18 protein-coding genes are annotated in these 18,883 nt (G+C 67.8%); 9 read left to right on the top strand and 9 right to left on the bottom strand.

The features are described 5' to 3' along the window. The first annotated feature begins 83 nt into the window (after window positions 1–83). Both ACWGRX_RS04430 and ACWGRX_RS04425 read left to right on the top strand, forming a co-directional pair. Window positions 84–284 (top strand): hypothetical protein, encoded by a 201-nt coding sequence (locus ACWGRX_RS04430; protein ID WP_291639252.1) that lies wholly within the window; start codon window positions 84–86, stop codon window positions 282–284. Then, on the top strand, window positions 281–1,042 hold the full coding sequence (locus ACWGRX_RS04425) for a hypothetical protein (RefSeq protein ID WP_452116568.1): 762 nt from the start codon (window positions 281–283) through the stop codon (window positions 1,040–1,042). The genes ACWGRX_RS04430 and ACWGRX_RS04425 overlap by 4 nt, the downstream gene beginning before the upstream one ends. Before the next feature lie 98 nt (window positions 1,043–1,140). Here ACWGRX_RS04425 and ACWGRX_RS04420 read toward each other — a convergent pair whose 3' ends face one another. The 7 genes from ACWGRX_RS04420 to ACWGRX_RS04390 all read right to left on the bottom strand — a co-directional run bounded on the left by ACWGRX_RS04420 (window position 1,141) and on the right by ACWGRX_RS04390 (window position 8,770). Next, window positions 1,141–1,782: a DUF1254 domain-containing protein gene (locus ACWGRX_RS04420; protein WP_452116567.1), complete on the bottom strand. Its 642-nt coding sequence runs from the start codon at window positions 1,780–1,782 to the stop codon at window positions 1,141–1,143. Beyond that, window positions 1,779–2,354: a DUF1214 domain-containing protein gene (locus ACWGRX_RS04415; protein WP_452116566.1), complete on the bottom strand. Its 576-nt coding sequence runs from the start codon at window positions 2,352–2,354 to the stop codon at window positions 1,779–1,781. The genes ACWGRX_RS04420 and ACWGRX_RS04415 overlap by 4 nt, the downstream gene beginning before the upstream one ends. Window positions 2,355–2,497: 143 nt before the next feature. Continuing rightward, entirely contained in the window at window positions 2,498–4,720 is a 2,223-nt protein-coding gene (locus tag ACWGRX_RS04410) for a transglycosylase domain-containing protein (RefSeq protein ID WP_452116565.1), read from the bottom strand. Between the two features lie 208 nt (window positions 4,721–4,928). Beyond that, a complete protein-coding gene (locus ACWGRX_RS04405; RefSeq protein ID WP_452116564.1) occupies window positions 4,929–5,711 on the bottom strand; it encodes a class I SAM-dependent methyltransferase in 783 nt (260 codons plus the stop codon). A gap of 46 nt (window positions 5,712–5,757) precedes the next feature. After that, window positions 5,758–6,546 carry an ABC transporter ATP-binding protein gene (locus tag ACWGRX_RS04400; protein WP_452116946.1) on the bottom strand — a complete coding sequence of 263 codons (789 nt, stop codon included), beginning with the start codon at window positions 6,544–6,546 and terminating at the stop codon, window positions 5,758–5,760. After that, window positions 6,543–7,613 (bottom strand): FecCD family ABC transporter permease, encoded by a 1,071-nt coding sequence (locus ACWGRX_RS04395; RefSeq protein WP_452116945.1) that lies wholly within the window; start codon window positions 7,611–7,613, stop codon window positions 6,543–6,545. The genes ACWGRX_RS04400 and ACWGRX_RS04395 overlap by 4 nt, the downstream gene beginning before the upstream one ends. A gap of 14 nt (window positions 7,614–7,627) precedes the next feature. Continuing rightward, on the bottom strand, window positions 7,628–8,770 hold the full coding sequence (locus ACWGRX_RS04390; protein ID WP_452116563.1) for an ABC transporter substrate-binding protein: 1,143 nt from the start codon (window positions 8,768–8,770) through the stop codon (window positions 7,628–7,630). Window positions 8,771–8,965: 195 nt separating this feature from the next. On the opposite strand from ACWGRX_RS04390, the gene ACWGRX_RS04385 reads away from it, so the two are divergent. The 7 genes from ACWGRX_RS04385 (at window position 8,966) to ACWGRX_RS04355 (ending at window position 15,975) form a co-directional block, all read left to right on the top strand. Beyond that, on the top strand, window positions 8,966–9,460 hold the full coding sequence (locus tag ACWGRX_RS04385) for a YcgN family cysteine cluster protein (RefSeq protein ID WP_291639269.1): 495 nt from the start codon (window positions 8,966–8,968) through the stop codon (window positions 9,458–9,460). A 202-nt stretch (window positions 9,461–9,662) separates the two neighbouring features. After that, window positions 9,663–12,347: a pyruvate, phosphate dikinase gene (ppdK, locus tag ACWGRX_RS04380; protein ID WP_452116562.1), complete on the top strand. Its 2,685-nt coding sequence runs from the start codon at window positions 9,663–9,665 to the stop codon at window positions 12,345–12,347. Between the two features lie 100 nt (window positions 12,348–12,447). Continuing rightward, a complete protein-coding gene (locus ACWGRX_RS04375; RefSeq protein WP_452116561.1) occupies window positions 12,448–13,149 on the top strand; it encodes an HAD family hydrolase in 702 nt (233 codons plus the stop codon). Window positions 13,150–13,446: 297 nt separating this feature from the next. Then, entirely contained in the window at window positions 13,447–13,656 is a 210-nt protein-coding gene (locus tag ACWGRX_RS04370; protein WP_110488019.1) for a cold-shock protein, read from the top strand. 200 nt (window positions 13,657–13,856) lie between these two features. Continuing rightward, complete coding sequence (locus ACWGRX_RS04365; RefSeq protein WP_452116560.1) at window positions 13,857–15,347, top strand: DEAD/DEAH box helicase; 1,491 nt, start codon at window positions 13,857–13,859, stop codon at window positions 15,345–15,347. Between the two features lie 81 nt (window positions 15,348–15,428). Beyond that, window positions 15,429–15,698 carry a translation initiation factor IF-1 gene (gene infA, locus ACWGRX_RS04360; RefSeq protein WP_291639077.1) on the top strand — a complete coding sequence of 90 codons (270 nt, stop codon included), beginning with the start codon at window positions 15,429–15,431 and terminating at the stop codon, window positions 15,696–15,698. A gap of 7 nt (window positions 15,699–15,705) precedes the next feature. Beyond that, window positions 15,706–15,975, top strand: coding sequence for a hypothetical protein (locus tag ACWGRX_RS04355; RefSeq protein ID WP_291639078.1), 270 nt, complete (start codon window positions 15,706–15,708; stop codon window positions 15,973–15,975). Window positions 15,976–16,224: 249 nt separating this feature from the next. Here ACWGRX_RS04355 and ACWGRX_RS04350 read toward each other — a convergent pair whose 3' ends face one another. Continuing rightward, the gene (locus tag ACWGRX_RS04350) at window positions 16,225–16,818 is read right to left on the bottom strand and encodes a hypothetical protein (protein WP_452116559.1); all 594 of its coding nucleotides are present in this window, start codon (window positions 16,816–16,818) and stop codon (window positions 16,225–16,227) included. Window positions 16,819–17,562: 744 nt separating this feature from the next. Continuing rightward, window positions 17,563–18,864 carry a cell wall hydrolase gene (locus tag ACWGRX_RS04345; RefSeq protein WP_452116558.1) on the bottom strand — a complete coding sequence of 434 codons (1,302 nt, stop codon included), beginning with the start codon at window positions 18,862–18,864 and terminating at the stop codon, window positions 17,563–17,565. Window positions 18,865–18,883 lie beyond the last annotated feature (19 nt).

The raw sequence follows: 18,883 nt of genomic DNA, 5'->3' as shown, positions 1-18,883 counted from the left end.
ACATGAATACCGCTTCGAGCTTTCTGGTGAGAGACCGACTGGGTTCGCGATTTCCACGCAGGCGCCAACAAGGGAGGCGCATCATGGCCGACGTCATTCCTTTCGCGCCGCGCAGGCGCTTCGTCAGGTCCGCGGTCGCCGCCGATGCGGCGCCGGCGCAGATCCTGTTCTTCACCGGTGTCCGCTATGAGCGTCAGCCGGAACCTCCCGCTACCAAGCCGCGGCGCAGCGCGCGGACGGCGGAGGCGCGGGAACGCGAAGCCCGGCGCAGGCGGCCGGGGTGAAGCGCCTTGCTGCCCCGGCGATCCTGACCTGCCTCGTCCTCGCCGCTTGTACGACCGGCGATCTCGGCCGGCCCCGCCCGAGCCTCTTCAACGATCAGATCGTCCCGGCGATGGGCGAATGGGCGGCGCGGTTGCGTGGCGAGGCCGCCTCGCATTTCCACCTGACTGATGACGAGCAGCAGTTGCGGGCCCGTGCCTGGCGGCTCGTCATGCCCGCCCATGAGCGCAGCGCCTTCGAAACCCAGCTCGCGAGCCTGGTTCCGGCCCGGATGCTGCCGACCGCTGTCCAATCGGGGTCAGTCTCCGATTACCAGCGCGCGCTGACCTCCGGCTCCTTCGCCTCGCAGGCCTCGCGCTATAATCGCCTCGCCGAGGACGCCAATGCCGACCGGGCCCTGCTCGCCCCGTTCCGCGCCAATGCGATCCGTGTCGTCAATGCCGACCGCGCCCGGCTGCGCACGCTCGAGGCCTCGCCGCGCGTGCCGGCCGAGAGCCAGGAGCCGGCTCAGGCGCGCGTCATCGAGAACGAGGCTCTGGTCCTCTGGGTCTGCGAGCGGCTGCGTTTCCGGCTGGCGAGCTATCGCTACGCCCTCGACAATCTCGTGGTCGAGATGCCCTCGCGCGAGGCGGTCAGGGCCGAGCGCGCGATCATGGGATTGGAGGCGGAAACCGATCTGGTCTGCAAGTTGCCGCTGATCGGCGTGTTCGGCGGCGAAGGCGCGGCACCATCCGATCGCCCGGTCGTCTACAAGGGCTGAGCCGTCCTGCCTAATGGCCCGCCCGGAGCCTGCCGGGTTCACCTGGAAGCGCCGGGCGTCCCGGATGATGCGGCGGTATTGCGAAAGATCGGTGTGCCTCAGTCGGCGCTGCCGCAGGCGACGCTCGTCGCGAGAGCCTCCGCATCGGCGCGGTCGGCCGGGCGGCGCAGCATGACGCGTGCCAGGATCAGCCCCTGCGGCGATGGCGAGACGACGCGCAGCTCGCGCGCCGTCTCGCCATCCTCGTCCTGCGCCAGGCGCTCGTCGAGCTGTTCCTGCGTCATCACCACGAATTCGAGCACGCCGCGGATCGCCGCCCGGTCGGTGATCGCGTAGGCGACGCCGCCGCCATGGCGGTGCAAGGTCAGCCCGAGCGGCAGTGCGCCGGTCTGGGCGACGACGCGTACCGGGCCGCCGGTCAGATCGAAGCCACAGACGGCGCTGACGCTGTTCGGATCGGGCTCGGCCAGTGCCGGCAGGCCGTCCGGGGCAGGCGTGATCAGTTCGGCGTGTCCGCCGCTGCCGAGTGCGGCATAGACCGAGCTGGCGTCGCGCTCGGCCATGATCGGGATCAGCAGCACCGTGAGGATGTGCACGATGCCGGCGAGGACGAGCCCCATCAGAGTGAGCAGGATGATGCGCCGCAGGCTGCGCCCGAGCCGGTCGCGCCAGCCGAACGCCGGGATCCGGGTCCGCTCCGCCGTGGGGGCGAGCAGGGGAGCCTGATCGAGCGTGCTCATCGGCAATCCACCCGGCTGATCCGCGGCAGCGCTTCCGGCCGCAATTCGCCGGCATGGCTGGAGATCGGCGTGTCGTAGAGCCGCAGGAGGAACAGGAAGCGACCGGAAGGCGGCAGCGGCAGCCAGTTGCCGGCTTCGGGTGTCGCGGCAGCGATGATCCGCAGGCCGCCGCGCTCGTCGCGAACGATCTCGGCGTGGCTGAAACTCTCCCGTGCGACGGCGAGCTGGAGCGGGCGACGTGCCGGGTCGGCGACGGTCAAAGACCAGCCGCGAGCCGGCGGAACGACCCCGCTGACGCCATAGCGGCAGCGGCCGTCGAGCGGCTGCCCGGCATCGTCGCGCTCCGCGATCAGCAGGAGCCCTTCGCCGGCGCCGAGCGGCAGATGGACGCCGCGCGCCAGATAGGCCCGCATATAGGGATCGCTGTCGCGCGCGCCGCTTTTCGGCCAGGTCGTCCAGGCGCCGATCTGCGCCCGGCCGACGACCGGCCGCTCGGCCACGGCGTAATGTGCCGAGGCCAGCCCCAGCCCGGCGCCGAGCGCGATCACATAGGCGAGTTCGAGGACGCGCATGATGCGGGGGGCTGGCTCCCTTCGACGACCCGGGGCGACGCGGAGAGTCTAGAGCACTTCCGCGCTTCGTTGAAACGCGGAAGTGCTCGAGAGCGCCGGCCGGCGCGGAAGAAGCGCAATCTGCCGAGGCTCGCCGTCACGGCTCAGCGGAAGCGCGTCAGGCTCGGCCCGGCCGGCAATTCGCCGATGCCGGCCTGGATCGAGGTCCGGGCCGCGCGCGGCGCCTCGACCGCCTTGAACATCGCCCCGACCGATGACAGCACTTCGAAGGATTTGCGCGGCATGTGCCCGGCATTGGCACCGGTGCCGGGCTGGGTCGGGCCGGCATTCTTCGCCACGGTGGCCTTGTCGGCGCCCAGTGGCGCGACGCCCGGGATCGGCTTGATCTCGATGCCCTGATGGGCGAAGGCCATGATCTCCTTCCAGACCATCGCCGGCAGCGAGCCGCCGGTCATGTTGTTGGTCTCGGAGGAATCGTCGTTGCCGAACCAGACCGCACCGACGAGATTGCCGGTGTAGCCGACATACCAGGCGTCCTTGTAACCATTGGTCGTGCCGGTCTTGCCGGCGCTGATCACGCCGTCGAGTGCCGCGCGCCGGCCCGTTCCCGCCGTCGGCACGGTCGAGAGCATCTGGTTCATCTCCTGCGCCACCTGCGCGCTCAGCACCTGGGCCGGTGCCGGCTCGTCGCGATCATGGCGGTAGATTTCCTCGCCGAGCGAATTGCGGATCTCGAAGGCGGCATAGGGCTTGGCCCGCTTGCCGCCATTGGCGAAGACCGAGAAGGCGGCGGCCTGGTCGATCACGGTGACCTCGGCGGCGCCGATCGGCAGAGAGACCGTGTCGGTTAGCGGCGTCGTCAGCCCCATGGCGCGGGCGGTCTCGACGATCTTGTTGCGGCCGATGCGTGCCGCGCGCGCCTCATGCGTCTCGCCGGTCGCCCGGCCGATCGCGATCGACATCTGCACCGGGATCGTGTTGATCGACTTGGCGAGCGCCACCGTCAGCGGCATCGAGCCGGAATAGGAGCGCCCGTAATTGTTCGGGCACCAGTTGCCGATGCAGACCGGCCGGTCGGTGACGATGGTGGTCGGCTTGTAGAGCCCGGCGCTCATCGCCGCCGCATAGACATAGGGTTTGAACGAGGAGCCGGGCTGGCGCAGGCTCGAGGTCGCGCGGTTGAACTGGCTTGCGCCATAGTCGCGCCCGCCGACGATCGCCCGCACGGCGCCGTCAGGGTCCATGATCACCGTCGCGGCCTGCCGGGCCCGGTAGGCCTGGCCGTGCTGGCGCAGGATGCTCTCGACCGCCTCGTCGGCACGCTTCTGGATCGCCGGGTCGTGCGGGGTCTTCACGGTGAGCACGCGCTCGGGGCCGATTTTGCCGTCTTCGGCGAGCTTGCGGACCTCGTCGAAGGCCCAGTCGAGATAGTAGTCCGGGCTGGCGTCGCGGCGCCGGTCGATCGGCTTGGCCGGGTTGCGGCGGGCGGAATCGATCTGTCCCGCGGTCATGAAGCCGGCATCGACCATCGCGCCGAGCACGTCGTTGGCGCGGGCGCGCGCCGCCGGCAGGTTGACATGCGGGGCGAATTTGGTCGGCGCCTTGAACAGGCCGGCGAGCATAGCGGCCTCGGCGACCGTGACGTCCTTGGCGGATTTGCCGAAATAATACTCCGCAGCCGCCGCGACGCCGAAGGTGCCGCCGCCCATATAGGCGCGGTCGAGATAGAGTTTCAGGATCTCGTTCTTGGTCAGGCGGTATTCGAGCCAGATCGAGAGGAAGGCTTCCTTGATCTTGCGGTCGAGCGAGCGCTCATTGCTGAGGAAGAGGTTCTTGGCGAGCTGCTGGGTGATCGACGAGCCGCCCTGCACGACGCCGGAGGCGCGGGCATTGACGGTCAGCGCCCGGAAGGTGCCGAAGATGTCGATGCCGAAATGGTCGTAGAAGCGCCGGTCTTCGGTGGCGAGCACCGCCTTGATCAGATGGTCCGGCAGCTCCTCGAGCTTCAGCGAATCGTCGTGCCTTGCGCCGCGATGGCCGATCTCGGAGCCATAGCGGTCGAGGAAGGTGACGGCGAAGACCTGGTTCTTCAGCGCGTCCTCGCGGCCTTCGCGGAAGGCCGGGATCGCCAGCAGCAGCATGACGATCGAGCCGGCGATGCCGACATTGAGGCCCTCGCTGACGAGTTCGGTGGCGAGGCGCTTCGGGCCGGAGACGGTGAGCCGGTCGGTCCAGCTGCGGATGCGCTCATAGGCCTCGCCGGCCCTCCGGCCGGCCGCGTAGAGCGAATCGTCGAGCCATGAGTCGGCGGCGAGCGCGGAGCGCTTCAGGCGGGTCGTCCAGCGCGCCTTCCTGAACTCGATCACGGACCGGGCCACCTTCAGAATGCCGCGGGTCAGGCCCGCCGCGTCCCTGGATCGAGGGCGGACGCCCGATCCAGTCTAACGAGATAAGCCTTGCAAGCTCCTGGCGGAAGAGCCTTGCGCGGCCCGCGGCCCCCAGCAGGTTTCAGGCCAGCGCGATCGTCTCGTTTCGGCACAGGATTGGCCCGCGCGTCGTACGATTGCCGGCGTTTCAGGCTTTCGTCGCCACCAGGGCGAAGCGCGTCGAGGAAACCAGCCGCAGCGCATCGTGCAGGGCGGCGCTGCGCTGCTGCGCCCGCACCACCTGCCGGTAGTCTGCCGGCTCGATCCGGGCGAAGCCGGCCTCGCGCAGCATGGCGCCGAGGCGCTCATAGCTCAGCCCGTCGCGGAAGAAGAAGCGCCGGGTGATCGAGTCGAAGGCCTCCTTGTCGGTCGTATGCACGGTGCCGCCGCTGCGCTCGCGCAGCCAGATGGCGCCGCGGTTGATCAGGTTCTGGATCCAGGAGCGGTTGATCCAGTCGCCGTCGATCACCAGGAGCCTGCCGCCGGGCTTCAGCACGCGGAACCATTCGGCGAAGGCGGCTTCGGGATCGGTCAGCGTCCAGACCAGATGCCGCGTCACCAGAGCGTCATAGCTCTCGTCCTCGTCGAGCAGGCGCTCGGCGTCGCCGGAGAGGATCCTCGCCTTGTCGCCATGCTTGGCGCGGGCACGGGCGAGCATGGCGTCGGAAAAGTCGATCGCCGTGACCTTGTGGCCGAGCGAAAGCAAAGCGCGGGTGATCTCGCCGGTGCCGCAGGCAAGGTCGAGCACCTCTAGCGGCTCCGTACCGAAGGCCTGACGCAGCAGGCTCTGGAAGGCGGCGAGCTCGGCCTCGGACTTGATCGCATGGCCGACCTGCTGGTCGAAGCTTGCGGCGCGGCTCGACCAGTAGGCGCGGATCTCCTCCTTCAGCGAGTAGTTGGCGCCGGGGCTGGAAGCGTTGGTGTCTTGCATCGGCTTACGTCGCTTGGAAGGATTGGCGGAGGTGTGAGCAGCGGCCTCAGAGGGTGGCGAGTTCCGGCCTGGCCCGCTGGCTTGCCTTGCGCGCCGAGCCCTGGACCACGACGAAGGGCGCTTCGCCATCGCCGGTCTCGACCCGGGCGACGACACCATAGACCTCTTCCAGCAGCGCTGGGGTGATGATCTCGCGCGGCGGGCCGAGCGCGACGAGGCGCCCCTTCGCCAGCACCATCACCTTGTCGGCGATGCGCAGCGCCTGATTGAGGTCGTGGATCGCGATCAGCACGCAGATCTTCTTCTCGCGGGCGAGGCGGGCGACGAGACTCAGCACCTCGAACTGGCGGTGCAGGTCGAGCGCGCTGGTCGGCTCGTCGAGCAGCATGATCTCGGGCTGGCGCACCAGAGTCTGGGCGATCGAGACGAGCTGGCGCTGGCCGCCGGAGAGCTCGCCGAGGCCGCGAAAGGCGAGCTCGGCGATGTCGAGATCGTGAAGCGCCTGGTCGATCGCGGCAAGCTCGTCATCTCCGACGCCCCAGGAGCCGCCCTGCTTGCGGGCGAGCAGGATCGACTCGTAGACGGTCAGCACCGCGTTCACCGCGGTGTCCTGCGGCAGATAGCACGGCGCCTTGCCGCTGGGGCTGGCGATTTCGACCGTGCCGGTGCCTGAAGCCATGCCGGCGATGCGGCGGAACAGGCTCGACTTGCCGGCGGCGTTCGGGCCGATCACCGCCACGACCTCGCCGCCGAGCAGATCGGGCGTGGTCACATCGGTGAGGATCTGGCGCCTGCCATAGGCGACACCGACTTCGCTGAGGGCGAGGCGCTTCACCATGAACGCCTCCGACTGGTCAGGATCAGGCTGAAGAAGAACGGCACGCCGACCAGGGCGGTGACGACGCTGATCGGGAAGATCAGCCCGGGGATCAGCGACTTGCTGACTACCGAGGAGGCCGAGAGCAGGGCGGCGCCCGCCAGTGCCGAGGCCGGCAGGAAGAAGCGTTGATCCTCGCCGATCAGCATCCTTGCGATATGCGGGCCGACCAGGCCGATGAAGCCGATCGTGCCGACGAAGGCGACCGGGACCGAGGCGAGCAGGGCGACGAGCAGCATGGTCTCCAGCCGCAGCCGCTTGACGTCGATGCCGAAGCTCGCGGCCTTCTCGTCGCCGAGGCGCAAAGTCGTCAGCGCCCAGGCGCGGCGGGCGAAGAGTGGCAGGCAGAACAGCAGAACGGCGGAGGTGATGGCGAGCTTGTGCCAGCTCGCCTTGGTCAGCGAGCCCATCATCCAGAACACCACCGCGCCCAGCGCCTGCTCGGAGGCGAAGAACTGCAGCAGCGCCAGCAGGGCGTTGAAGGTGAAGACCAGCGCGATCCCGAGCAGCACCACCGTCTCGGTGGTGACGTCGCGGCGCTGGCTCAGCATATGGATCAGCAGCGAGGCGCCCATCGCCATGATGAAGGCATTGAGCGGAACAACATAATCGATGGCGAAGGGCACGATCGCGACGCCGAAGACCAGCGCCAGCGCCGCTCCGAAGCTCGCCGCCCCGGAGATGCCGAGCGTGAACGGGCTCGCCAGCGGGTTGTTGAGTACGGTCTGCATCTGTGCGCCGGCGATGGCGAGCGCCGCGCCCGTGACCACGGCCATCAGCGCGACCGGCAGCCGGATGTCCCAGATCACCACCCTGACCGCGGCCGGCGCGGTCGACGGCGAGAGCAGCGCATCGACGACCTCGCCCATGCTGTAGCGAGCCGGGCCCAGCATCAGGTCGACGAGGAAGCAGAGCAGCAGGGCGGCGGCAAAGCCGGCCAGCAGCAGCTTGCGGCGGAAGGCGAGGGCCCGATAGGCCTCGCGCCCTTCCGCCACCGGCAATTCGGTCGCCGTCTTCTCGGCCAGGATGGGCGCCAGGCTCATTTGACCGCCTCGAGCGAGACCCACAGGCCGGGCTCGTAGGGCAGGGGCAGGAAGCGCTCGTGCAGCGCCTTCATGGTCGCGTCCGGGTCGATGTCCTTGAACAGCTCCGGATGCAGCCATTTCGCGATCTGCTGGATCGCCACGAACTGATAGGGGCTGTTGTAGAACTGGTGCCAGATGCCGTAGACCCGGCCGTTCTTCACCGCCGCCGACTGGACGAAGGCCGGGCGCTTCATCAGATTGGCGAGCTTGCGGCGGGCTTCGGTCATGTCGGCGCCGGCGCCGAGGCCGACCCAGTTGCCCCCGGGGACGTAGCCGTCCCAGCTGCTGCCGGTCACGATCACGATGTCGGGATTGTCGGCGACGATGCGCTCCGGGTTGATCGTGCCGAAGGTGCCGGGGATCAGCGGCGTCGCGAGGTTACGGCCGCCGGCGAACTCGACCATCTTGCCGAAATTCTCGTTGCCGAAGGACATGCAGCAATCGTCGGAATAGCCGCCGGCCCGCTCGACCATGACGAGCGGGCGCTTGAGATCGCCCGCCTTGGCGAGCCGGTCGGTGACCAGCGCGATCTGCTCGGCGCGGTATTTGATGAAGTCCTCGGCGACCTGCTCCTTGCCGAAGAGCTTGCCGATCAGCCGCATCGACGGCTCGGTGTGCTCGAACGGCTTTTCGCGGAAGTCGACATAGACCACGGGGATGCCGACGGAAGCCAGCTTCTCGACCAGCTTGGCCTCGTCGCTGGCGACCTTGGCCTCGATGTTGAGGAAGAGCACGTCAGGCTTCAGCGCGATCGCCTGCTCGACGTCGAAGGCGCCTTCCTTCATGCCGCCGAAGGTCGGCAGCTTGGCGATCTGCGGATAGCGCGTGAGATAAGCCTTGTAGTTCTCGGGGTCGGCCTTGCCGAGATCGTCGCGCCAGCCGACGACGCGCTTGAACGGCTCGTCCTTGTCGAGCGCAGCGACGAAATACATCTGCCGGCCTTCGCCGAGGATGATCTTGCGCACCGGCGCCTCGACCTCGACCTTGCGCCCGATGATGTCGGTCACGACGATCTTTTCGGCGGCAGCCGGCAGGGCGGCGACCAGAAGCATGCCGGCAGCGGCGAAAGCGCGCAGGACAGTCCGTTTCGTCAGCATCGGGGATCTCTGGTGCGAGGAATTCTTCGGGTCAAATAGAAGGGCATTAGTATTCGGTCAATAACTGTAGATTTTAATCATTCTAAATATAGATTAGAATGTATCGAATATAGATCTCGCTGTTGTCGTGTCTGGTGGGCCTTGCGCGCCTCCTGCGCCGCTTTCCTCGGCGTCCGCGAAGGGGCATAAGCGGCCATGGCTGCAGATCCGAACGCGAGCCCGCCTTTCTGGCGGACCAAGACCCTCGAGGAGATGAGCGAAGCGGAGTGGGAATCGCTCTGCGACGGCTGCGGACGCTGCTGCCTGGTCAAGCTCGAGGACGAGGATACCGGCCGCATCCTGGCGACCGATATCGGCTGCCGTCTGTTCGATGCCGGAACCTGCCGCTGCCGCGACTACGAGAATCGCTCGCAGACCGTGCCGGATTGCGTGACGCTGACGCCGGATGAGGTGCGTACCCTCTCCTGGCTGCCGCCGACCTGCGCCTATCGTCTGGTCGGGGAGGGCAAGGATCTGCCCTGGTGGCACCCGCTCGTCTCGGGCGATCCGCAGACGGTGGTCGAGGCCGGCGTCTCGGTTCGGGGCAAGGTCTTCGCGAACGAGGACGAAATCGCCGAGGAGGAACTGGTCGAGCGGCTGGTGAACTGGCCGCTGCGCTGGCCGAAGGGCGCGCGCGGGCGTCGGGCCTGATGGCCGCAGGGGCGGCTGCGCGCCGGCGCGCGATCTGCGATGATGGACGGGGCGGGTTGCCGGTCGCGCTCATTGATTGTTCATCCGCTTTTGGGCATGACCACGCCGCGCGGGTGCACTGCACAAGCAGACCTCGCGATCGCGAAACCATGCGGACGCGTCGGCGTTGATGGCGGCGGCGAATTTGGAAGAGGCGGGGCTTATGGCAGGGCAGAAGTGGGTCTACACTTTCGGCGACGGCAAGGCCGAGGGTGAGGCAGGAATGAAGAACCTGCTCGGCGGCAAGGGCGCGAACCTTGCCGAGATGAGCAATCTGGCCCTGCCGGTCCCGCCTGGCTTCACCATCACCACCGAAGTCTGCACCTGGTATTACGACAATGGCAGGAGCTTTCCGGCCGAGCTCGACGGCCAGGTCAAGGCGGCGCTCGCCGGCATGGCCGGGCTGACCGGCAAGACCTTCGGCGATCCCGCCAATCCGCTGCTCGTCTCGGTCCGTTCGGGCGCGCGCGCCTCGATGCCGGGCATGATGGACACGGTGCTCAATCTCGGCCTGAATGACGTCACCGTCGAGGCGGTGGCGCAGGCCTCGGGCGATGCCCGCTTCGCCTGGGACAGCTATCGCCGCTTCATCACCATGTATTCGAACGTGGTGCTCGACGTCGATCACGGCCATTTCGAGGAAGCGCTCGAAGATTACAAGGAACGCAAGGGCTACCAGCTCGACACCGAGCTCTCGGCCGATGACTGGAAGGTACTGGTCGGCAAGTACAAGGAAATCGTCAGGAAAGAACTCGGCGCCGAGTTCCCGCAGGAGCCCGAGAAGCAGCTCTGGGGCGCGGTCGGTGCGGTCTTTTCGTCCTGGATGAACAACCGCGCCATCAAGTATCGCGAGCTCAACGACATTCCCGCCGCCTGGGGGACTGCGGTCAACGTCCAGTCCATGGTCTTCGGCAATATGGGCGAGACCTCGGCCACCGGCGTCGCCTTCACCCGTAATCCCTCGACCGGCGAGAACGAACTCTATGGCGAGTTCCTGATCAACGCCCAGGGCGAGGACGTCGTCGCCGGCATCCGCACGCCGCAGGACATCACCGAGGCCGCCAGGATCGCTGCCGGCTCCGACAAGCCTTCGATGGAGAAGGCGATGCCGGAAGCCTATGCCGAGCTCTGCCGAATCTACGGCATTCTCGAAAAGCACTATCGCGACATGCAGGACATGGAGTTCACCATCCAGGAGGGCAAGCTCTGGATGCTGCAGACCCGTTCCGGCAAGCGCACCGCGAAGGCGGCGCTGCGCATCGCGGTCGACCTCGCCCGCGAGGGGCTGATCTCCGAGGACCAGGCGGTCGGTCGTGTCGAGCCCGGCGCGCTCGACCAGCTTCTGCACCCGACCATCGACAGCAAGGCCGAGCGCCGCGTCCTGACGACGGGCCTGCCGGCCTCGCCCGGCGCTGCCGCCGGTGAGATCGTCTTCACCTCCGAAGCCGCCGAGGCGGCGAAGAAGGCGGGGCATAAATGCATTCTGGTACGCGTCGAGACCTCGCCTGAGGACATTCACGGCATGCATGCCGCCGAGGGCATCCTGACCACGCGCGGCGGCATGACCTCGCATGCGGCGGTGGTCGCGCGCGGCATGGGCAAGCCCTGCGTCTCCGGCGCCGGCCAGATTCGCGTCGACTATGCCAAGGCGACGATGAGCGTCGGCGCAACCACGCTGAAGGCGGGCGATTTCGTCACCATCGACGGCTCGACCGGGCAGGTCCTGCTCGGCGAGGTCAAGATGCAGCAGCCCGAGTTCTCGGAGGAGTTCAAGACACTGATGGGCTGGGCCGACCGGCTCCGCCGCCTGAAGGTCCGCGCCAATGCCGAGACCCCGCGCGACGCCAGGACGGCCCGCGAATTCGGTGCCGAGGGCATCGGCCTCTGCCGCACCGAGCACATGTTCTTCGATGCCGACCGCATCCTCGCCATGCGTGAGATGATCCTGTCCGAGGACGAGGCGGGGCGGCGCGCCGCGCTGGCCAAGCTGCTGCCGATGCAGCGCCAGGACTTCGTCGAGCTGTTCTCGATCATGCACGGGCTGCCGGTGACGATCCGCCTGCTCGATCCGCCGCTGCACGAGTTCCTGCCGCAGACCGAGGAGGAGATCGCCGAGGTGGCTGCGGCGATGGGGACCAGCGTCGACAGGTTGCGGCGCCGCGCCGCCGAACTGCACGAGTTCAACCCGATGCTCGGCTTCCGGGGCGTGCGCCTCGCTGTCGCCTATCCCGAGATCGCCGAGATGCAGGCGCGCGCCATCTTCGAGGCGGCGGTGCTGGCGGCGAAGGAGACCGGCAAGCCGGTGATGCCGGAGGTGATGGTGCCGTTGGTCATGGGCTCGCCCGAGCTCGATCTGGTCAAGGCCCGCATCGACGCCATGGCGGCGGCGGTACGCAGCGAGACCGGAGCGGTGCTGACCTACCAGGTCGGCACCATGATCGAGTTGCCGCGTGCCGCGCTGCGGGCGCAGGAGATCGCGGCGAGCGCCGAGTTCTTCTCCTTCGGCACCAACGACCTGACCCAGACCACGCTCGGCATCAGCCGTGACGACGCCTCGACCTTCCTCGGCGCCTACACCGCCAGGGGCCTGCTGCCCAACGATCCTTTCGTGACGCTGGACCAGGATGGCGTCGGAGAGCTGGTCCGTCTCGCCGTCGAGCGCGGACGCAAGACGCGGCCGGACATCAAGCTCGGTATCTGCGGCGAGCATGGCGGCGATCCCGCCTCGATCGGCTTCTGCGAAAGCGCGGGGCTCGACTATGTGTCGTGCTCGCCCTTCCGCGTGCCGATCGCCCGGCTCGCCGCCGCGCAGGCGGCTCTGGGCGCGATCAAGGCGAAGGACGCCTGACGCGCTCCTCGTCATTGCGAGGAGCATGGCGACGAAGCAATCTAGGGGCCGTCGAGCGCGCCGCTGGATTGCTTCGCCTTGCTCGCAATGACGGAACGCCATGCCCGCGAAACTCACCACCATCGGCTTCGATGCCGATGATACGCTCTGGCAGAACGAGCAGTTCTACCGGCTGACCGAGGAGCGCTTCGTCAGCTTGCTCGGTGCGCATGGCGAGGCCGCCGAGATTTCCGGCCGGCTGCTCGAGGCCGAGAAGCGCAATCTCGGCTTCTATGGTTTCGGCATCAAGGGCTTCAGCCTCTCGATGATCGAGACCGCGATCGAGGTCACGCGCGGCGAGGTCTCTCCGGCGGTGATCGCCGAGATCCTCGCCGCCGGGCGCGAAATGGCAGCACACCCGGTCGAGACCCTGCCGCACGCCGCCGAGACGTTGGCGGCGCTAGCCGGCGATTATCGTCTCGTGCTGATCACCAAGGGCGATCTCTTCGATCAGGAGCGCAAGCTCGCTCAGTCCGGACTCGGCGACTATTTCGATGCGGTCGAGATCGTCAGCGACAAGACGGTCGCGACCTATCGCCGTCTGTTCGCGCGCCATGGCGAAGGGCCCGAGCGGGCGATGATGGTCGGTAATTCGCTGAAATCCGATATCGTGCCGGCGCTCGTCGCCGGCGGCTGGGCGACCTTCGTCCCGCATGAACTGACCTGGGTGCTCGAGCATGCCGAGGAGCCGGTCGGCGAGGCCCGCTTTCGAAAGCTCGTCGATCTCGGCGGCTTGGTCGGGCTCGTCCGCGAGATCGGCTGATCCGGCTTCGAGCCCCTGGCGCAGCCTGGTCCAGCCGGCCGCCCAGGGTCGGATTGGCCCCGAATCCGGCCGGGCCGGCGCAAACCGGGCATCTCTGGACCCGACTTGCAAATTCTGCTAGACGCTCCGATGTAAGACGAGATGCGGCCGGGTTCTGGCCAATCCTCCGCGCGGGTAAACCGGTCGGCGGGCACGATTCAGATCCACCACACATCGCTACAAGACCATGATGAGGCGTCCGCGCGCCGAACCATGGGTCGCAACGATACGCGGATCTGAAACGTAAGGACTAATGCCATGAACAAGGGCACCGTGAAGTGGTTCAACGCCACCAAGGGCTACGGCTTCATCACCCCTGAGAACGGCGGCCAGGACATCTTCGTCCACATCTCCGCCGTCGAGCGGGCCGGCCTGCGCGAGCTGCGCGAAGGCCAGGTCGTCTCCTACGAGCTGATCGCCGATCGCAAGACCGGCAAGTCCTCGGCCGGCAACCTCGCCGTCGCCTGAGTGACCGATATCGCGGGCGGGTCCTTGGGACCCGCCCGCTCCCATAGGCGGGCACGGCCCGCATGACACGATATCCTCCGGCGCAGTGGCTAGCGGTTCGCCGGGCGGAAAGAACTTCATACGTAGACCGAGTATCGCAGGACGCGGCGCTTCCGTTCTCCACGTGCGCCCCTTGCTTGCCGGTCCAGGAAAGACCTGTTTTGACAAAATTCACCGACCTCGGCCTGGCCGAGCCCCTTCTCAAGGCGCTCGCGGCCGAAGGTTATGAGACGCCTACGCCGATCCAGGCGCAGGCGATCCCTGCGATTCGCGACGGCCGTGACCTGCTTGGCGCCGCCCAGACCGGAACCGGCAAGACGGCGGCCTTCTCGCTGCCGATGCTGCACCGGCTGCTCGGCCAGCCGCGGCGCGTGCAGCCGCGCTCGGTGCGCGCGCTGATCCTCTCGCCGACGCGCGAGCTCGCGGCCCAGATCGAGGCCAACATCCGCGGCTACGCCCAGTTCACCAGCATCAAGTCGACCGTGATCTTCGGCGGTGTCCCCGTCGGCAAGCAGATTCGGGCGCTCGCCCAGCAGGTCGACATCCTCGTCGCCACGCCCGGCCGCCTGCTCGACCTGGTCGACCAGCGCGCCGTCTCGCTGCGCGAGATCGAGTTCCTCGTCCTCGACGAGGCCGACCAGATGCTCGATCTCGGCTTCATCCATGCGCTCCGCCGCATCGCGACGCTGATCCCGCAGAAGCGCCAGACGCTGCTGTTCTCGGCCACCATGCCGAAGGCGATCCGCGAGATCGCCTCCGCCTATCTGACCGACCCGGTCGAGGTCGCGGTCACGCCGGTTGCGACCACCGCCGAGAAGATCGACCAGCGCGTCATCTTCACGGAAGCTGGCCAGAAGCCGGCTCTGCTGGCGAAGACCTTGAGCGTTCCCGAGATGGAGCGCGCCATCGTCTTCACCCGCACCAAGCACGGCGCCGACAAGGTCGTGCGCCAGCTCGAGCAGTCCAACATCAAGGCGGCTGCGATCCATGGCAACAAGAGCCAGGGCCAGCGCGAGCGGGCTCTCGGCGCCTTCCGCGACGGCGAGCTGCGCATCCTGGTCGCGACCGACATCGCGGCGCGCGGCATCGATGTCGACGGCATCAGCCATGTCGTCAATTTCGACCTGCCGAACGTGCCGGAGACCTATGTCCACCGTATCGGCCGCACGGCGCGCGCCGGCGCCTCGGGCGTCGCCATCGCCTTCTGCACGCCGGAAGAGCGCGGTGATCTCGCCGGGATCGAGAAGCTGACCAAGGTCGCGCTCACCCCGATCGGCGAGGTGCCGTACTGGGATGGCCGCACGCCGAAGAAGCCGCCGCAGAACCAGGGCCGTGGCGGCCGTGGCCAGCAGGGCGGCGGAGGCCGTGACAATGGCCGGGGCGAGGGACAGCGCCAGCATCAGGGCCAGCGCCAGGGCGCCAAGCCCGGCAATGGCGGCGGTCATAACGGCTCCGGCCGCAATGGTGGCGGCCAGCGCAGTGATGCGCCGCGCCCGAACCAGGCGCGTGGCGAGCGCCCGGCACAGCGCAATGATGCGCCGGCAGTGCGAAAAGAAGCGGCTTCGGCCAATGAAGGGCTTGGCGGCGTCGCGTTCTTGCAGCAAAGAACGGAGCAACGACGCACCAATGGCGCAAGGCGGCGCGCGAACTGACGCGCTGAGCGCCCGACGGATCGGATCGCGGCACGCGGCCGCGCCGGTCCCTGCGCCGAAGAGAAGACGAAGGATCAGGGAATGGCGAAGGAAGAACTTCTCGAATTCGACGGCACCGTGGTCGAGGTGCTCCCGGACGGGAACTACCGGGTCAAGCTCGACAACGACCACATCATCCTGGCCTATGCGGCCGGCAAGATGAAGAAGAACCGCATCCGTACCATCGCCGGCGACCGCGTGGTGGTCGAGATGTCGCCCTACGATCTCGATCGGGGCCGCATCAACTTCCGCCAGAAGACCGCGAGCCCCGGCCCGATGCCGCCGCGGCCGCAGAATTTCCGCCGGCGCTGAGCCGTCGATGCGCTTCACCAAGCCCGAGCAGTTCTTCATCGCTGCAGGCGTCGGGCTTGGCGCTGCGGCCTCACTCGCTGCCAATACCGGCTGGATCGCGAAGGGGGGAACCTTCCCGCCCTTCGTCTATGTGCTGCTCGCCCTCGGCCTGGTCGAGGTCGTGGTCAGCCTGGTTCTGCGCCAGCCGCCGGGCTCGCTCTTCACCTTCCCGGCCCGCGTCCTCGCCTTCGCGCTCGGCGTCGGCGTGCTGATGCTGCTGACCGGTGGACTCGCCTGAGCGGCGACGGCCTCGGACACATCCTATCCGTCATTCCGGACAAGCGGCGAAGCCGCGCGGCTCCGGAATCCGTCGTAGAGCGCAGGAGCCCTATGATGGATTCCGGCGCGCCGCTGCGCCGCGGCCGGTATGACGCGGGGAGGGGCGGCCCCACCCATCCGTCCAGGCCACAAAAAAGCCCCGGCCGAGGCCGGGGCGTAAGTGGCATTTTCCGCGATGAACAGGACTACGTAGAAAGTTCGGTGAAACTCAGTAGCGGGCCGGGGCCCAGCGCTGCGAGCCGGGGCTGACCAGGACCTGGCGCTGGCGGGTGGCGTATTCGGCCGGCACCGTCTCGTGCACCACCTGCGTGGCGCGAACCATGACGCGGCGGCTGCGCTGGCCGTAGACCGCCGGCACGACATCATAGGCGACCGAGGCCGGAGAGACCTCGACGGTGCGCTGCTGGTAGCCGTATTGCGCGGGGACATCGACCCAGCAGCCGGTGGTCTGGCCATAGGCGTCGCGGCTGACCTCCCAGCGGCGCGTCGCCGGCGCGATCAGCACCTTCTCGGAGACAGTTTGGTACTGGGCCGGGATACGGCGCGCGATACGGCGCTCGGGCTGGACCATCACCTTTTCGACGACCGTCTCGTATTCGGCCGGAACGACCCGGGAGAAGGTGCGGGCAGGGCGGGTGACGAAGCTCTCCTCGACCGTGCCGTAGACCGGTGGCGTCGTCACCAGCTTGTAGCAGGAGGAGCCGTAGCAGCCGCCACCAGCGGCGGCCGGCGCGGCGAAGCCGAGCGCCCCGACGAGGGCGGTGGCGGCGATGCCGCCAAGCGAAAGAACCCTGGATGCCATGTCTGACCTCTGCCCCGTTGCGCGGCACTGCGGCCGTGTTGTTGGGGAGAGAAAAGCCGGACCGAACTGATGAACGCAAGGTAAACGCTAAAACAAGGTAAAATTAACCATGGTCGGCGCTGGCCGGAAGGTTCAGCTCCGTTGTAATCTTCTTGCCGGAATTGCAGGCATTCGACCGGTCCGGGAAACCGATCATCAGGACTGGAGGAGGGGAGGTGTCGTAGACCTCCCCGCGACCGTCACTGCGAAAACTGCGCTCTTCAGCGGGCCTAAGGCATGTTCCGTCGGTTTGCACCGTCATTCCGAATGGAGCGAAGCGGAACGCCGCAACCCATCGCAAGACTCCGGTGCTCTGCGATGGATTCCGGCTCTGCACGCCTTCGGCGCTTGTCCGGAATGCCGACGGCCTTGGCACGAAATCCGCCCTGGCAGAGATGGAGAGGGAGCGGCGCTCCCTCCCACAGGACCGCCCCCTCTCCGCAGGCATCTGGCCTGCGCTCGCCCCGGCTCCCGAGTGCCGTGTGCCGCCCGGCCCATTCCGAAAGGCCGAAAGGCGAACAGCAAGTTCGTACAGGGGGCAGGGCATCGGGCGCGTTACGTCCGGATTAAGTCGGCGTTACCTTGGGGGAGGGGCGCGCGAGTCCATTCGGATGCTGCGACGAAATGGCGGAGCGAGCCGAGGTTCCGCGGAGCCGCGGCACTATCCCGGCGCTGCGCTTCGCCCCGGCCGGGATGAAATCCGCCTCAGGTCTGCCCCGGCCTGAGCTTGTAGAAGACGTGCCGGCCGATCGTGTCCATCTTCTTCAGCTTGCGCGCCCAATAGGGCCGGACATAGTCGGCATGATAATGGGTCGAGGCACCGACATCGGCGAGATAGGTCGTGCCCTCATAGACCTCGCGGGCGATGCGGGTCGCGTCGCGCCAGGGGCCGGGCTCGGTGATGCGCAAGGCCTTGCCTTCGCAGGCGAAGGTGAACTGGCAGGCGAGATGGCGGTTGCGGTTCTGGTAGACCGTGCCGCAGACGCTGTCGGGATAGAGCCCGCTCTTGACCCGGTTGAGCACGACCTGAGCCACCGCGGCGCGGCCCTGCTCGCTTTCCGAGCGCGCCTCGAAATAGATCGCCTCGGCGAGGCAGCGCTGTTCCTTCGCCATGTTCTCGGCTGCGATCAGGCCGGTATAGATCTGCCTGCCCTCGTTCGCGCCTTCGCCGGCCTGAGGCCCGCGGCCGGGCGTCGCCTTGGCGATGCGGCTCTGGGCCGCCGATGCGCCGGCTGGCGGGGAGACGGGTGGCGGCGTCGCCGAGGCGAGCCTTGCGTCCGGCGTCGTCACGGGGGTCGAGGAGGACTGCGCCAGGCTGCCGGCGACCGAAGGCGTCGAGCCGTCGATGCTATCCAGATGCAGCTCGGCATGCCGTGGTGAGGTGATGACCTTGGGGATCGCGACCGGCGAGGCATCCGACAGGGCGGGATCGGTGACGCCCTCGTCATGGGCCGGGGGTTCGAAGCCGATCTGCGGCCCGTCATAACCGTCGAGCGCCTCGATCGAGAAGCCGCCGGAGATCAGGCCGGGAGTCTCGCCGAAGACGATCTGCTCGAGCTCTCCAGGCTGGCCGCTGTGCGTCAGCGTCGGCCGCAGGGGGACCAGAAGATCCCCCTTGGCGCTGCGGTCGACCTGCGGGAAGGCGGCCGCCGCGCGTTTCATCTCCTCGCGCGGCAGGCGCGGATCGGAGACGAAGACATTTTCCGGCATGTCGAAGGAAAGCCGCGCGGTCTGGACCACGCGCTCGAAGGCACGCTCCGGCATGCGAAAGGCGCTCACCGCCACCAGCATCGAGGGTCCTTCGGCGAGGCTTGAATTCGGGTTCGGCGCGGCGCGCGCGATCAGCGAGGAGGGCGAGGCGTAGGAATCGTGGTTCTGCCCGGCCGAGGCGGTGAAGGAGACCAGCAGTCCCGCGGACAGCGCCCAGGGCGCGACCGTCGCCAGCGCCCATCTCAGGCGGGCACTGCGGTTTCGCTTCGATCGCCGGCGCGGACGCAACTGACTCAAGGCGCTCAACCCGAGAGGA

The organism is Allobosea sp. NPDC055594 (genome assembly GCF_053618995.1).
Note: the sequence above shows the minus strand (reverse complement) of the source record. Positions and strands in the feature narration are given on the sequence as shown.